Source organism: Pseudomonas sp. LBUM1669, from assembly GCF_059695705.1.
In genome coordinates, this window is sequence record NZ_CP166784.1 from 4,411,670 (window position 1) to 4,427,026 (window position 15,357).

At 60.8% G+C, this 15,357-nt stretch carries 14 protein-coding genes; 9 read left to right on the forward strand and 5 right to left on the reverse strand.

Annotation, left to right across the window (positions count from 1 at the left end; translation table 11 throughout):
- The first annotated feature begins 220 nt into the window (after positions 1-220).
- Positions 221-769: an RNA polymerase factor sigma-70 gene (locus tag ACA051_RS20360; RefSeq protein WP_010461205.1), complete on the forward strand. Its 549-nt coding sequence runs from the start codon at positions 221-223 to the stop codon at positions 767-769.
- A gap of 154 nt (positions 770-923) precedes the next feature.
- Here the strand turns inward: ACA051_RS20360 and ACA051_RS20365 are convergent, their stop codons facing one another.
- From ACA051_RS20365 to ACA051_RS20375, 3 genes are all read right to left on the reverse strand, one after another.
- Entirely contained in the window at positions 924-1,937 is a 1,014-nt protein-coding gene (locus tag ACA051_RS20365; protein WP_497304278.1) for a GNAT family N-acetyltransferase, read from the reverse strand.
- 99 nt (positions 1,938-2,036) lie between these two features.
- A complete protein-coding gene (locus ACA051_RS20370) occupies positions 2,037-2,831 on the reverse strand; it encodes a substrate-binding periplasmic protein (protein ID WP_497304280.1) in 795 nt (264 codons plus the stop codon).
- Positions 2,832-2,926: 95 nt separating this feature from the next.
- Positions 2,927-3,550, reverse strand: coding sequence for a TetR/AcrR family transcriptional regulator (locus ACA051_RS20375; RefSeq protein ID WP_497304282.1), 624 nt, complete (start codon positions 3,548-3,550; stop codon positions 2,927-2,929).
- 178 nt (positions 3,551-3,728) lie between these two features.
- Here ACA051_RS20375 and ACA051_RS20380 point away from each other — a divergent pair, with 178 nt between their 5' ends.
- From ACA051_RS20380 to ppnP, 8 genes are all read left to right on the forward strand, one after another.
- Positions 3,729-5,531, forward strand: coding sequence for an acyclic terpene utilization AtuA family protein (locus ACA051_RS20380; RefSeq protein WP_497304283.1), 1,803 nt, complete (start codon positions 3,729-3,731; stop codon positions 5,529-5,531).
- Between the two features lie 12 nt (positions 5,532-5,543).
- Complete coding sequence (locus ACA051_RS20385) at positions 5,544-6,413, forward strand: SDR family oxidoreductase (RefSeq protein WP_497371649.1); 870 nt, start codon at positions 5,544-5,546, stop codon at positions 6,411-6,413.
- Between the two features lie 3 nt (positions 6,414-6,416).
- Complete coding sequence (atuC, locus tag ACA051_RS20390) at positions 6,417-8,033, forward strand: geranyl-CoA carboxylase subunit beta (RefSeq protein ID WP_497304286.1); 1,617 nt, start codon at positions 6,417-6,419, stop codon at positions 8,031-8,033.
- Between the two features lie 26 nt (positions 8,034-8,059).
- Entirely contained in the window at positions 8,060-9,217 is a 1,158-nt protein-coding gene (atuD, locus tag ACA051_RS20395; RefSeq protein ID WP_497304288.1) for a citronellyl-CoA dehydrogenase, read from the forward strand.
- Entirely contained in the window at positions 9,214-10,011 is a 798-nt protein-coding gene (locus ACA051_RS20400; protein ID WP_497304290.1) for an enoyl-CoA hydratase/isomerase family protein, read from the forward strand. Before atuD ends, ACA051_RS20400 begins: the two co-directional genes overlap by 4 nt.
- Before the next feature lie 122 nt (positions 10,012-10,133).
- Positions 10,134-12,095: an acetyl/propionyl/methylcrotonyl-CoA carboxylase subunit alpha gene (locus ACA051_RS20405; protein WP_497371651.1), complete on the forward strand. Its 1,962-nt coding sequence runs from the start codon at positions 10,134-10,136 to the stop codon at positions 12,093-12,095.
- A gap of 71 nt (positions 12,096-12,166) precedes the next feature.
- Positions 12,167-12,715, forward strand: coding sequence for a 3'-5' exonuclease (locus tag ACA051_RS20410; protein ID WP_497371653.1), 549 nt, complete (start codon positions 12,167-12,169; stop codon positions 12,713-12,715).
- Between the two features lie 61 nt (positions 12,716-12,776).
- Complete coding sequence (gene ppnP / locus ACA051_RS20415; RefSeq protein WP_010461229.1) at positions 12,777-13,061, forward strand: pyrimidine/purine nucleoside phosphorylase; 285 nt, start codon at positions 12,777-12,779, stop codon at positions 13,059-13,061.
- Between the two features lie 72 nt (positions 13,062-13,133).
- Here ppnP and ACA051_RS20420 read toward each other — a convergent pair whose 3' ends face one another.
- Both ACA051_RS20420 and ACA051_RS20425 read right to left on the reverse strand, forming a co-directional pair.
- On the reverse strand, positions 13,134-13,940 hold the full coding sequence (locus ACA051_RS20420; RefSeq protein WP_497304296.1) for an MOSC domain-containing protein: 807 nt from the start codon (positions 13,938-13,940) through the stop codon (positions 13,134-13,136).
- 151 nt (positions 13,941-14,091) lie between these two features.
- Entirely contained in the window at positions 14,092-15,027 is a 936-nt protein-coding gene (locus tag ACA051_RS20425) for a chemotaxis protein CheV (RefSeq protein ID WP_497371655.1), read from the reverse strand.
- Between the last annotated feature and the right edge of the window lie 330 nt (positions 15,028-15,357).

The following is a 15,357-nucleotide window of genomic DNA, read 5'->3' on the forward strand; positions in this document are numbered from 1 at the left end:
TGGCGTCTTGAAATAATTAGTCGGCCGGCTTGATCGCCAACGGGGCTGCATGTCGCAAGCGAGCGCGACAGCGTGTCGCAGTTCTCACTCTGCTCCTTAGAGGAGCATTAGTTCTCTTTCTCAATTGACAATCATTATCATTCAGCCTAATTTGTCGCTCGATGTGTAGGGCGGCCACCCCCCGCCGCCCCACCAACCTATTGGCAGCAGGGTGATTTCCATGACGGAACAAGTATCCACAAGCAGGTGCGATTCACCGCTACTTCAGGCCTTCGTCGACAACCGACTGATTCTGGTCAAAATTGCAGCCCGGATTACCGGCTGCCGATCGCGTGCTGAAGATGTCGTCCAGGATGCGTTTTTCCGGCTGCAATCGGCGCCGCAAATCACGTCCTCCTTCAAGGCTCAGCTCAGTTATCTGTTCCAGATCGTGCGCAACCTGGCGATCGATCACTATCGAAAACAGGCGCTGGAGCAAAAATACTCCGGGCCGGAAGAGGAAGGTCTGAACGTGGTGATTCAGGGCGCTTCGCCGGAAACCTCGCACATCAATTTTTCGACCCTGGAAAACATCGCCGATGCGTTGACGGAGCTGCCCAGCCGCACCCGCTACGCCTTCGAGATGTACCGCCTGCACGGCGTGCCGCAAAAGGACATTGCCAAGGAACTCGGCGTCTCGCCGACCTTGGTGAACTTCATGATTCGCGATGCGCTGGTGCACTGCCGCAAGGTGTCGGGCAATCGTGTGGATACCTTTGCCCGCCGCTAAGATCTGAAATTTGCGTCGCCCCCTTCGCGAGCAAGCCCGCTCCCACATTGGATCTCGGGTGTTCACAGATTTTGTGTTCACAGGAGATCCATGTGGGAGCGGGCTTGCTCGCGAAGGCTGACTCAAGGTCGGTGCAGACCTTGAGTCATGCGCCTCAAGCCAACTTGCACCGATCAAAAAACCGCTCCCGCCCCAGCATCATCAACGCCGCGCGCTTGTGCGGGAAGTCGAACTCTTTCTCGCAGTGGTAACCCTGGTTCTGCATGTACCCGATCATCTTCGCGTTGTCGGCACGAGGCTCGGCGACCACTCGCTGGGTGCGCGGATCGTCTAGAAACAGGTAATGCGTCAACGCCGATAACCAACTCGCCACCTTGTGCGGGCCACGGTGATTTTCTTCGCCCACCAGCATGTGGATACCGCGGTCGTAATCGCCAGCGTCATAGAACGGCGCGATGCGATCTTCCTTGGCCCAATAGGCTTCGAAATAGGCAAACGGCTGATCATCGAAACAACCGATCAGGGTCAGGGTGTGAGGATCGGCTTCGAGTTTATTCAGGTACTCGCGGTGCTGCTCGAGGCTGCCCTCTTCCTGCCAGAAACTCGCGACCCGCGGGCTGTTCTGCCAGCGATTGAAGCGTGCCAGGTCCCGGTCGATATCCAGCGTGCGCAGGGAAATCCAGGCACCGAGCCGCGCATCGAAGCGCCGATAGACCTCACCGCGTGATTTTAGCGGGCGCAGCGGATGACGCTTGCCGCCACTGATGACCATTTGCTGCGGATAAGTGTCGGTCAGCGCCTGGCTGAGCCATGGCTGGGGCAACTGCCAGAACAGGGTGCGTTCGCAACGGTATTGGCCGGCGGTGTCGGTGGGAATCAGCAAACCGCTCGCCAAGGCGTCGAGGGGCGATTGCTGCAGTTGAAAAGTCAGGTGTTGGCACGCCGGATCACGGGCAAACAGCCAATAACAGGCGGCCCAGAGCGCCTGACCTTCAGGCGTGTCGAAGCGCTTTTCGACCTGCGCCTGCACATCGGGTTCGCGGGTCAGGTGCAGCTCGATCAGCGGCTGCCCTTCCAGGCTGAGGTGCAGGCGACTCTGGGTTTCATCAGCTACAAGACGGCTTCCGTTGGGCAAGGCCAGGGCAGTCAGGTCATTCAGATTGGGCATGGGTCGGGCTCACGATAATCGTCGACAGTTCAACCATGTGACGTGAGCCGGGGCAGGAAATTTAAGTGAAGTCACGAATGACGCGACCTGCGGCGTCATTCAGGGTTTGGGCACCGGCACCACCGCAATCTTGTACGGATCGAAAATCTTCAGCATCTGCCCATTGTCCCGCAACCCTTGCAGCAACTTGCCGAACACCTCGCCGCTGATGGGCGCGGCCGGACGCAGGATCGCGTAGTGGTGATACACCTGATCGATGCGTTGAGACACCAGCAGCTGATCGGCCACCTGCTCGTTGCGTAGCAGGTAATCGCTCAGGTAGGAACGCGTCACCAAGGCAATGTCTGCCCGCCCACGCAGCACCATCAGCAGGTTGCTGTCATGGGAATAGGTCAGCGTGGCGTCGTAGTTCTGCGCGAGGAATTTCGGGTCGGCATTGAAGTTGGCGAACTCGTAGTGATAACCGCTGAACAGCGCCAGACGCTTGCCGGTGAGGTCGGCAAAATAGCTTTGCTGACGATCGGGCTCGCGTTGTGCGACGAAAATCTCGGCGTCTTCAAGGCCCATGTCGACGCTGGTGTGGGGAATGTCCTTCCAGCCCCAATCCGGGTTCTCGAAAATGGCCATGTCGACTCGACCTTGCTTGAAATCACCGAAACGCCGGGGAATCGAGGTGGGTACCAAAACAAACTGATAGGTGCTCTGCAATTGATTCAAGGCTTCCACCAATTGCGGCAGCAGGCCAGTGTCGGCCCCGGATTCCGGGCGCACGGTATACGGCGGGAAATGTGCGGCACCGACCCGCACCAGTTGTGCTGCCTGGGACGGCAATACCCAGACTGCCACGAGCGACGCCAGCAAAAGCCGCGTGGCCGTTCTAATTGGCGAAGACATCAATACAACCCACTCCCCAAAAAATACCCATCAATGCATTCAAGCTAGGCGGTTTCGGCCACTTAGCCAGTTTCATGCTGATTCATGACAACTTGTTACTTTTCTTCGAGGACAAGAATCAATGCTTCATCGGCCAATTGATCGAGGCTCATGCTGCCGCCGGCACGAAACCAGGTGGTGGTCCAGGACAACGCACCCGTTAGAAAACGACGCGTGATGAACACATCCCCACGGATAAAACCGGCGTCCTTGGCTTCACCCAACACTTGTAGCCAAAGCGCTTCATAAATATCGCGCAGCGCCAGCACCTGCACCTGCCCGTCTTCGGACAGCGAACGCCATTCGTACACCAACACCGCCATTGCCTCGCCGCTGCCGCCCATGATCGACTGCAATTCGCAGCGAATCAGCGCCAGCACCCGCTCGCGCACATTGCCGGCTTCGGCCAGGGCGGCGTGCATTAAAGCCGTGTTGTAGCGAATGGTCTCTTCCATCACCGCCCGCAGGATTTCGTCCTTGCTTTTGAAGTGATGAAAAATGCTGCCCGACTGAATGCCCACGGCGCCGGCCAGATCGCGTACCGTGGTGCGTTCATAACCTTTGTTGCGGAACAGGTGGGCCGCCACTTGCAGCAGTTTGCCGCGGGCGCTGTCGGGGTCGGTCAATTGGCCGTTGTCGACCAATTCGCGCATGACCCCCAGGGCTTTTTGCTCGTCCACCCATTCTCTCCTACAGTCGATCAATCAAATGCGCCACCCGCCGCTAAAACAGCGGGGTTGCGCGGGCAATTTAAGCTGGCGACGGCAACCAAGCAAGCGCTCGGGCAGAAGATATTTCAGCGATTTACAAACCAAGCGCTTGCTTGGTAGTCTCGACGCACTTCTATCGGAGGTGGTTATGGAAACGACTGCGCCAGAAACGATTCGCATCGGATGCGCCAGCGCGTTCTGGGGCGACACTTCGACCGCCGCCGCGCAACTGGTGCACGGTGGGCGTCTGGACTATCTGGTCTTCGACTATTTGGCCGAGATCACGATGTCGATCATGGCCGGCGCACGGATGAAAGATCCGCAGGCAGGCTATGCGGGCGACTTCATCGAAGTCCTCAGCCCATTGCTGGGGCAACTCGCCGAACAAAAAATCCGCGTCATCAGCAATGCCGGCGGGGTCAATCCACAGGCCTGCGCCGCGGCCTTGCAAGCGGCCTGTGACAAGGCCGGGGTGGCACTGAAAATCGCCGTGTTGCTGGGCGACGACCTGCAACCGCAGTTCAAACTGCTGAGCAACAGCGGCCTGCATGAAATGTTCAGCGGCGCGCCCTTGCCGCCGATGTGCGTCTCGACCAACGCCTACCTCGGCGCCCCGGGCATTGTCGAAGCCCTTCGATTGGGTGCCGACATCGTCATTACCGGGCGCGTCGTCGACAGCGCCGTGGTCAGTGCCGCGCTGGTGCATGAATTCGGCTGGTCCTGGCATGACTACGACAAACTGGCCCAGGCTGCATTGGCCGGGCACATCATCGAATGTGGCGCCCAGTGCACCGGCGGTAATTTCACTGATTGGCGCGACGTGCCCGATTACGAACACATCGGTTTCCCCATCGTCGAAGTCAGCGCCGACAGCCAGTTCATCGTCAGCAAACCCGAGGGTTCTGGCGGCCTTGTCACGCCGCTGACCGTCGGCGAACAGATGCTCTATGAAATCGGCAACCCCCAGGCTTATCTGCTGCCTGACGTGGTCTGCGATTTCACCCAGGTCAAACTCGTGCAACAAGGTAAGAACGCGGTTCAGGTGCACGGCGCGAAAGGCTTGCCGCCCACCGATCAGTACAAGGTCAGCGCGACCTACCCGGACGGTTTCCGCTGCACCGCCAGTTGCCTGATCGCCGGGATCGATGCAGTGGCCAAGGCGGAACGGGTCAGCCAGGCGATCATCAACAAGACCTCGGACATCTTCAGCCAGCGCGGCTGGGCGCCCTACAGCGAAGTGAACATCGAACTCCTGGGCAGCGAGGCCACTTACGGCCCCCACGGCCAACGCCAGGACAGCCGCGAAGTGGTGATCAAACTCGCGGTGCGTCATCCGAACAAACAGGCACTGATTGTGTTCTCCCGGGAAATCGCCCAGGCCGCCACCGGCATGGCGCCGGGGCTGACCGGGATTGTCGGTGGACGGCCGACGGTGTATCCGCTGATCCGGCTGTTCTCGTTCCTCATCGACAAAACCGCCTGCACGCTGGAAATTGATCTACAGGGCCAGCGCCACCCGTGCGCCCTGCCCGCCGTCGATGTGCTCGACCCGGATGACTTGCCCGTTACGTTCGACCCGCCGCAACCCACAGGCCGCGCCGATGCCAGCGTGGCCCTGATCAAACTCGCCGTCGCGCGCTCCGGCGACAAGGGCAATCACAGCAACATCGGCGTCATGGCCCGTGAGGCCGAGTACCTGCCATGGATCGCCGAGGCCCTGACGCCCGAGGTGATGGTCGACTGGATGAGCCATGTCCTTGATCCGATCCACGGACGTGTCGAGCGTTGGTATTTACCCGGCACCCACAGTTTCAATTTTCTCCTGGAGAACGCCCTAGGCGGCGGTGGCGTGGCCAGCCTGCGAATCGATCCGCAAGGCAAAGCCTTCGCCCAGCAGTTGCTGGACATCCAGATTCCGGTGCCCCAGGGCATCGCCGACCAGGTCAACTAGAGGACTGTCGCCATGGCCTACGATTCGATTTTCAAAGCCGATGTTTTTGCAGGCCAAACCATCATCGTCACCGGTGGCGGCAGCGGCATCGGCCGGTGCACCGCCCATGAGCTCGCGGCACTCGGCGCTCATGTGCTGCTGGTCGGGCGCAAGGCCGACAAGTTGAAAAGCGTCGCCGCCGAGATTACCGAAGACGGTGGCAAGGCGGATTGGGCCACCTGCGATATTCGTGAAGAGGAAGCGGTCAAGCATCTGGTCAGCGAGCTGATTCGCAAACACGGCCCGATTCATGGGCTGGTCAACAATGCTGGTGGCCAATACCCGTCGCCGCTGGCCTCGATCAATCAGAAAGGTTTCGAAACCGTGATGCGCACCAACCTGGTGGGCGGTTTTCTGATGGCCCGGGAAGTGTTCAATCAATCGATGAGTAAACACGGCGGCGCCATCGTCAACATGCTCGCCGACATGTGGGGCGGCATGCCCGGCATGGGCCACTCGGGCGCAGCGCGCTCGGGCATGGACAACCTCACCAAGACCGCTGCCTTCGAATGGGGTTATGCCGGGGTGCGGGTCAACGCGGTGGCGCCGGGTTGGGTGGCCTCGAGCGGCATGGACACCTACGAAGGTGCGTTCAAAGCGGTGATTCCGACCTTGCGCGAGCACGTGCCGCTCAAGCGCATCGGCACGGAATCCGAAGTCAGCGCGGCGATCGTTTTCCTGCTCAGCCCAGCGGCGGCATTCATCAGCGGTAGCACGCTGCGCATCGACGGCGCGGCGAGCCTCGGCGGTCGGGCGTGGCCGATTCACAAGGCGACGAACAGTGAGTCGTACAACGGTTTTCATCGCGCCTACTTGCCCGATGTGCTCAAGGACAAGGAATAAGTCATGCCGGTCATCCAGTCCCAAGTAGACCCGTTCAGCGAACAGTTCGCCCAGAACCGCTCGGCCCTGCTGGTCGGCATCGAGCAGATTCGTCAGCTCGAACAAAACCTGCTGAACAAGGCCGCGGAAGCCAAACCCAAGTTCGACAAGCGCGGCCAGTTGCTGCCCCGTGAACGCCTCAATCTGCTGCTTGACCCCGGCGCGCCGTTCCTCGAACTGGCGAGCCTGGCCGGCTACAAACTGCACGACGACAAGGACGGCAGCTCGGCCGGTGGCGGCTTGATCGCCGGGATCGGCTACGTGTCCGGCGTGCGGGTGCTGGTGGTGGCGAACAACAGCGCAATCAAGGGCGGGACCATTTCCCCCAGCGGCCTGAAAAAGTCCCTGCGCCTGCAACAGATCGCCATGGAGAACAAACTGCCGGTGATCACCCTCGCCGAGAGCGGCGGCGCCAATCTCAATTACGCAGCCGAGATTTTCGTCGAAGGCGCGCGCAGCTTTGCCAATCAGGCGCGGATGTCGGCCATGGGGCTGCCGCAGATCACCGTGGTCCACGGCTCAGCCACAGCGGGCGGGGCTTATCAGCCGGGGCTCTCGGATTATGTAGTGGTGGTGCGTGGCAAGGCGAAGCTGTTTCTGGCCGGCCCGCCGCTGCTCAAGGCCGCGACCGGAGAAGTCGCCACCGATGAAGAACTGGGCGGCGCCGAGATGCACGCGCAAACCGCCGGCACCGCCGAATACCTGGCCGAGAATGATGCCGATGGCGTGCGCCAAGTGCGCGAGATCATCAGCCTGCTGTCGTGGAATGCACGGCTGCCGGTAGCCCCCGCCCGCTACTGGGAAGACCCGCTCTACCCGATCGACGAGCTGCTCGGGCTGATTCCCGACGACCCGAAAAAGCCCTATGACGTGCGCGAAATCATCGCGCGGATTGCCGACGGTTCGAGCTTCCTCGAGTTCAAGGGTGAGTTCGATCAGCAGACCATCTGCGGGCATTTGCACATTCAGGGCCGCGCCTGCGGATTTATTGGCAACAACGGCCCGATCACGCCCAGGGGGGCGAGCAAGGCGGCGCAGTTCATTCAGCTGTGTGACCAGAGCCGGACGCCGCTGCTGTTTTTCCATAACACCACCGGGTTCATGGTCGGCACCGAGTCGGAACAGCAAGGCGTAATCAAGCACGGCGCGAAGATGATTCAAGCGGTGGCCAACGCCCGGGTGCCCAAGCTCACCATCGTGGTCGGCGGCTCCTATGGCGCCGGCAACTACGCGATGTGCGGCCGAGGCCTCGACCCGCGTTTCATCTTCGCCTGGCCCAACAGCCGCACCGCCGTCATGGGCGGCGCCCAGGCGGGCAAGGTGTTGCGCATCGTCACTGAGGCCAAACAGCTCAAGGACGGTCTGGTACCCGACCCGAAAATGCTCGACATGCTGGAACAGGTCACCGCGCAGAAACTCGACAGCCAGTCCACCGCGCTGTATGGCAGCGCCAGCCTGTGGGACGACGGACTGATCGACCCGCGGGATACCCGGACCTTGCTCGGTTACTTGCTGGACATCTGTCACGAGGCCGAAGTGCGGCCGCTGCAAACCAACAGTTTTGGCGTCGCGAGATTCTGATCGCGGATCACAGGAGAACAATAAAAATGATCTTCACCCAGGAACACGAAGCACTGCGTCGCACGGTCCGCCAATTCGTCGATCACGAGATCAATCCCCATGTCGAAGAATGGGAGAAGGCCGGACGCTTCCCGATCCACGAGATTTTCCGCAAGGCCGGCGACCTCGGCTTGCTGGGGATTTCCAAACCGGAAAAATTCGGTGGGATGGGCCTCGACTACAGCTATTCGATCGTGGCGGCCGAAGAGTTCGGCACGATTCACTGTGGCGGGATCCCGATGTCCATCGGCGTGCAGACCGACATGTGCACGCCTGCCCTCGCCCGTTTCGGCTCCGATGAACTGCGCGAAGAATTCCTCCGTCCCGCGATTACCGGTGAACAGGTCGGTTGCATTGGCGTCTCCGAAGTCGGTGCCGGGTCCGACGTGGCCGGCTTGAAAACCACCGCCCGCAAGGACGGCGACGACTACGTGATCAACGGCAGCAAAATGTGGATCACCAACTCGCCGAGCGCCGACTTCATCTGCCTGCTGGCCAACACCTCCGACGACAAACCGCACGTCAACAAATCGCTGATCATGGTGCCGATGAACACCTCGGGCATCAGTCTCAGTTCGCATCTGGACAAGCTCGGCATGCGCAGTTCGGAAACCGCCCAAGTGTTTTTCGACAACGTGCGCGTGCCGCAGCGCAACCGCATCGGCCATGAAGGCGCGGGCTTCATGATGCAAATGCTGCAATTTCAGGAAGAACGTCTGTTCGGCGCGGCGAACATGATCAAGGGCCTGGAATACTGCGTCGACAGCACCATCGAGTACTGCAAGGAGCGCAAAACCTTCGGCAGCGCGCTGATCGACAATCAGGTCATTCACTTCCGCCTGGCCGAACTGCAGACGGAAATCGAATGCTTGCGAGCGCTGGTCTATCAGGCCACCGAGCAGTACATCAAAGGTCAGGACGTCACACGCCTGGCGTCGATGGCCAAACTCAAGGCCGGGCGACTGGGCCGCGAAGTCAGCGACAGCTGCCTGCAATATTGGGGCGGCATGGGCTTCATGTGGGACAACCCGGTGGCCCGCGCGTACCGAGACGTGCGGCTGGTGTCGATCGGCGGCGGGGCCGACGAAATCATGCTGGGCATCATCTGCAAACTCATGGGCATCCTGCCGGGGAAAAAGAAATGAGCGCCCTGCCGGTTTGCCAGACGTTGCTGCTCGAATCCCATAACGGCGTGCTGCACATCACCCTCAACCGCCCGGAAAGCCGCAACGCCATGAGCTTGCAGATGGTCGCCGAACTGCGTGCGGTACTGGCCGCGGTGCGTGACGATCGAGCCGTTCGTGCGCTGGTGATCGGCGGCGCCGGCGGGCATTTTTGTGCCGGCGGCGACATCAAGGACATGGCCAGTGCCCGCGTTCAAGGCCCGGACGCCTATCGCGATTTGAACCGAGCGTTCGGCGCGCTGCTGCAAGAGGTGCAACACGCGCCGCAAGTAGTCATCACGGTGCTGCAAGGCGCAGTGCTCGGCGGTGGATTGGGGCTGGCGTGCGTCAGCGACGTCGCCCTGGCCGATCACCTGGCGCAGTTCGGCCTGCCGGAAACCAGCCTCGGTCTGTTGCCAGCGCAGATCGCGCCGTTCGTGGTCCAGCGCATCGGCCTGACCCAGGCACGTCGACTGGCACTGACAGCCGCGCGTTTCGATGGCACCCAGGCGCGGCGCATGGGCTTGGTGCATTTCGTCGAGCATGACGCACAAGCCTTGGCCGAACGCCTCGATGAAATCCTCGCCCATGTGTTGTGCTGCGCGCCGGGGGCGAATGCCACGACCAAAAAACTGCTGCTGGCGAGTGCGGGGCAGCCTTCGGACGCTTTGCTGGATGAAGCGGCTGGGTGGTTCAGCGAAGCGGTGACCGGATCTGAAGGGGTCGAGGGGACGATGGCCTTTGTGCAAAAACGAAAACCGGGGTGGGCCTCTTAAAAGCTTCGTCGGAACGTCGCCCGGAGCAAGCCCGCTCCCACATTGAAATGCATTCCAATGTGGGAGCGGGCTTGCTCGCGAAGAGGCCATCACATTCACCGCAAAAACAAAGGGAACGACCCATGCCCGGACTCAGCAAAATCCTCATCGCCAACCGCGGTGAAATCGCCTGCCGCATCCAGCGCACCGCCCACTCCCTGGGCTACCGCACCGTCGCCGTATTCAGCGATGCCGACGCCGACGCCCTGCACGTCCAAATGGCCGACGAAGCGGTCAACATCGGCCCGCCCCAGGTGCAGCAGTCCTACCTGAACATCCCGGCGATTATCGACGCCGCCCGGCGCAGCGGTGCCGACGCGATCCACCCCGGCTACGGCTTCCTCTCGGAAAACGCCGAATTCGCCCTCGCCTGCCAACACGCCGGCATCACCTTCATCGGCCCGAGTCCTGAAGCGATCGAGTTGATGGGCAGCAAGCGCCTGTCGAAACTCGCCATGCTCGAAGCCGGCGTGCCCTGCATCAAAGGCTATCAGGGCGCCGAACAGGACGATGCGACCCTGAGCCGCGAAGCCGAACGCATCGGCTATCCGCTGATGATCAAGGCCAGCGCCGGCGGCGGCGGACGAGGCATGCGCCTGGTGCACAGCGCCGACGATTTGCTGGAACAGCTGCGAACCGCGCGCTCCGAAGCGCTGCACGGGTTTGGCAGCGACGAACTGATCCTCGAACAAGCGCTGATCGATCCGCGTCATGTCGAGGTTCAGGTGTTCGGCGACCAGCACGGCAACCTGATCTATCTCGGGGAGCGCGACTGTTCGATCCAGCGTCGTCACCAGAAAGTCATTGAAGAAGCGCCGTGCCCGGTGATGACCACCGAGTTGCGTCAGGCCATGGGCGAAGCCGCGTTGAAGGCTGGGCGCGCGGTGAATTACGTGGGCGCCGGCACCGTGGAATTTTTGCTGGACGCGCGCGGGCAGTTCTACTTTCTGGAGATGAACACCCGGCTGCAAGTGGAACACCCGGTGACCGAATTGATCACCGGCCTCGATCTGGTGGCCTGGCAGCTGCACGTCGCCGAGGGCCTACCGCTGCCGCTGAGACAGGAAGACGTGCAGCTCAACGGGCATGCCATGGAAGTGCGCTTGTACGCCGAAGATCCGGCCCAGGACTTTTTGCCGCAAACCGGGCGAATCGAGGCGTGGGAGCTTGCGTTGCAAGACGGCGTGCGGATCGATCACGGCTTGATCGAGGGTCAGCACATCAGCCCGTTCTACGATCCGCTGCTGGGCAAGATCATCGCCCATGGCGCGACCCGTGAAGAAGCCCGGCGCAAACTGCTGCGGGCGGTGCAGGACAGCGTGTTACTGGGCGTGCAAAGCAATCAGCGCTTGCTCGCCAGCCTGCTGCAACACCCGCAGTTCATCAGCGGCGAATTCAGCACCGGGTTTATCCCGAGCTGTTTCGCCGACCATCCTTGTCTGCATCCGAGGGTTCCGAGCGCGGAAGAACTGGCCATTGCGGCGGCGTTGTTCTATCACGCCTCGGCGCAGGCTCACCGCGCCCCGCTGGCCGGTTGGCGGAACAACGCCAGCGTGCCCCTGCATTTTCGAATCGGCCTGGAGGATCAGGACTGGCCGGTGGAACTGAACGCAGCGCCTGACTCACCGTACCGCTTGCAAGTCGGCAGCCGAACCCTGGAATTGAAGGTCATTCAGTGCGACGGGCACTGGGCAACACTGATGATCGACGGCATCCGCCAACGCCATGCCTACCGCCTCGCGGCCGGGCAACTCTGGTTGTTCACCCGACCCGGCAGCCTGCGTCTGGTCGATCGGACCCAAGCGTTGGTCAGCAGCCAGGCCAGCGTCAGCTCCGGCACCCTCAAGGCGCCCATGGACGGGGCGATCGTCGACGTACTGGTCAGCGAGGGCAGCCCGGTCAGCAAAGGTCAACTGCTGGTGGTGCTCGAAGCGATGAAAATGGAGCACCCGCTCAAATCAGGGATCGACGGGGTGCTTAAACGCTTGCAGGTGCGGGTCGGCGATCAGGTCAAGAATCGTCAGATTTTGTTGGAGGTCGAATAAGCCGCTAGGCGGATCCGCCGGCTTTGGCTACGCTCAAGCCCTATCAGGACGCGGATACCAGGAACCCTGCGATGCCTCACTGGCTGGTGATCGATCTGGAAGCCACCACCGATGACGGTGGCTGGCCAGTTACGGAAATGGAAATCATCGAAATCGGTGCCACCCTGGTGGACCGAAAAGGGCGCGAAGTGGATTATTTCCAGTGTTTTGTACAGCCATTGCGACGCCCGCTGCTGACGCCGTTTTGCCGGGAGCTGACGCACATCACTCAGGCCAACGTTGACAGAGCGCAGACGCTGAGCGAGGTCTGGCCGTCATTCGAGCAATGGCTCGTGCACCATCAAGCGGAGCTGGAGGGCTGGGCCAGTTGGGGCGATTACGATCGCAAGCAACTGCTTCAGGAATGGCAGCGACTGCGACTGGACAGCGTTCTTGCCAGAGTACCGCACATGAACCTCAAGCAGCGCTTTGCCAAGGCCCGGCGCCTGGAGCGCCCGCTGGGGCTCAACGGTGCGCTGCAACTGACGGGCATGCAGTTCAATGGCCAACAGCATCGGGCACTGGAAGATGCGCGCAATACGGCGCGTCTGTTACCACAGGTTCTCCCCCAGGATAGGTGACGGCGTTCGAGGCCTTGTGCATACTGGCCGGCCATTTTTAGCCCTTTTCGAGGAATCGCCCATGTTTAAAGTCAACGAGTACTTCGACGGCACCGTTAAGTCGATCGCCTTTGGCACCGCTGAAGGTCCTGCGACCATCGGCGTCATGGCTCCGGGCGAATACGAATTCGGCACCAGCCAGCGTGAAATCATGCACGTGGTGACCGGCGCCCTGACCGTCAAGCTGCCTGACAGCACCGATTGGGAAACCTTCGCCGCCGGCAGCCAGTTCAATGTGCCTGCCAACAGCAAGTTCCAGCTGAAAGTGGCCGTCGACACCGCTTACCTGTGCGAATACCGCGGCTAAACCCCCGGGTTTTCACAGCGACAAAAAAATGCCCGGGGCCTTTGGGACCCGGGCATTTTTCATTCCGTGTGTTTATTCCAGGATCGTCACTGGCATGCCGACTTCAAGTTGGCCATTGCTGTCGTTGACCAGGTTCTGCCCGAACATCGCGCCGTCGGCTTCCGAGCGGTATTTCTGCAACGTCGCCAGAGGTTCGCGATCATCGCTGCGCTCGCCAGTTTGCGGGTCGATGGTGGTCAGGATGCAGCGCGAACAGGACTTGACCACGCGGAACTCGACATCGCCGATGCGGATACGCTTCCAGCTGTCTTCGGCGAACGCCTCGCTGCCCTCGATCACCAGATTCGGGCGAAAGCGCAGCATTTCCAGCGGGCGCCCGACCTTTTGCGAGAGGTCTTCCAGAGACGCTTGGCCGATCAGCAACAGCGGGAAGCCGTCGGCGAACGCCACTTGATCGTCGTCCCTGCCGTAACCCGCCTGCGTGGTGCGTGCGCGATCCAGAGGAATTTGCACCAGGCGCGTCGGCTTTCCAATGAACTCGCTGACCCAGGCACCGGCCTTATCACCGGCATCGGGTACGCGCAGACTGTCTTTGAAGATCGTCACGCCGCGCAGTTCAGCGTCGCTGGCGGGTAATGCAATGTCGATGGGGGAGCGGCCAGGAGCACTGAGGGTCAAGCCACCGTCGGCATTCCACAGCGCCGACAACTGGCTCATCTGCCCCACCGCGCGCTGGGTCAGGAAGCGCCCGCTGGCCTCGTCCACGAGCATCCAGCGTCGATCACCGTCCAGACCGAGTTTGTCGAGGCTGACCTGTTGCAGGGACTCGGCCTTGCCGGATTTCAACGGATAACGGTAAAGCGCGCTCAGACGCAACATGGCCAGCTCCCTGGTAGGCAAAAAATGCCACCCTATACGAGCTTGGTCGCCGAATCAAAGGCTGAAAACCAATCTCTGCCTACCCTGTGGGAGATTCTATGTTGCAGGGCAGCCCCTGCAACCTCAGGCCGGTTGGTTGCTCAGGTCATGATCAGGCTGGCAGTTCATCGAGCATCAGACGCTGGCGCACCACGTCGACGAGTTTGTCCGGCTGGAACTTGGAGAGGAAGTTGTCGCAGCCGACCTTCTTGACCATCGAGTCGTTGAAGCTGCCCGACAGCGACGTGTGCAGCACCACGTAAAGGCCGCGCAGGCGCGGGTCGTTGCGGATTTCGGTGGTCAGGCGATAGCCGTCCATTTCCGGCATTTCCGCGTCGGTAAAGACCATCAGCAGCTTGTCGGTCATCGACACGCCCGTATCGGCCCAGGCCTTGAGCATGTTCAGCGCCTTCAAGCCGTCTCTGGCGATGTGCATTTTCACGCCCAACTGGCCCAGGGTATCGCGCAGTTGCGACAGGGCGACGTTGGAGTCGTCCACCAGCAGCACTTCACGACCACGGGCGCGCTCCAGCACCGGGTCGTCGAGTTTCTCGCGCGACACCTTGGCGTTGTACGGCACGATTTCGGCCAGGACTTTTTCGACGTCGATGATTTCCACCAACTGGTCGTCGACCTTGCTGATGGCGGTCAGGTAATGCTGGCGACCGGCGCTGGTGGGCGGCGGCAGAATGGCTTCCCAGTTCATGTTGACGATGCGGTCTACGCCGCCAACCAGGAACGCCTGCACCGAGCGGTTGTACTCAGTGACGATGATCGTACTGGTAGGGCTAGGCACCAGCGGACGCATACCGATGGCCTGGGACAGGTCAATCACCGGCAACGTCTGCCCGCGCAAGTTGACCACGCCGCACACAAACGGATGGCGCTGGGGCATCAGGGTCAGCTTTGGCAGTTGCAACACTTCCTGCACTTTGAAGACGTTGATCGCGAACAATTGCCGACCGGCCAGGCGGAACATGAGAATTTCCAGGCGATTCTCACCCACCAGTTGCGTGCGTTGGTCTACCGTGTCGAGAATGCCGGCCATTAATGTCTCCTGGGCTTGTACTGATGAATTCACTAAAGAGGGTTATCGGCTGTTTTTGCCAGACCTTGACCCTGAGACAAAATGCCACGACCGGGCATTGATGTCACATTAACATCATGCTTTACTGGCGCAGTTACTTCATCTGCTTCATCCCCTGCGGCGCGACCTCGGTTTGCACGTTAGGTTCCCCTGTGTAAGGGATTCCCCTAGTAACAATCAGGCCCAACCTGATATTCGCAATATCCAATAGCCATTAATGTGACGCCATTCTCATTGCATGAACGGAGTCAGGCTTTTGTGTGCGATCGCAGGTAAGTGGCCATCCACCCT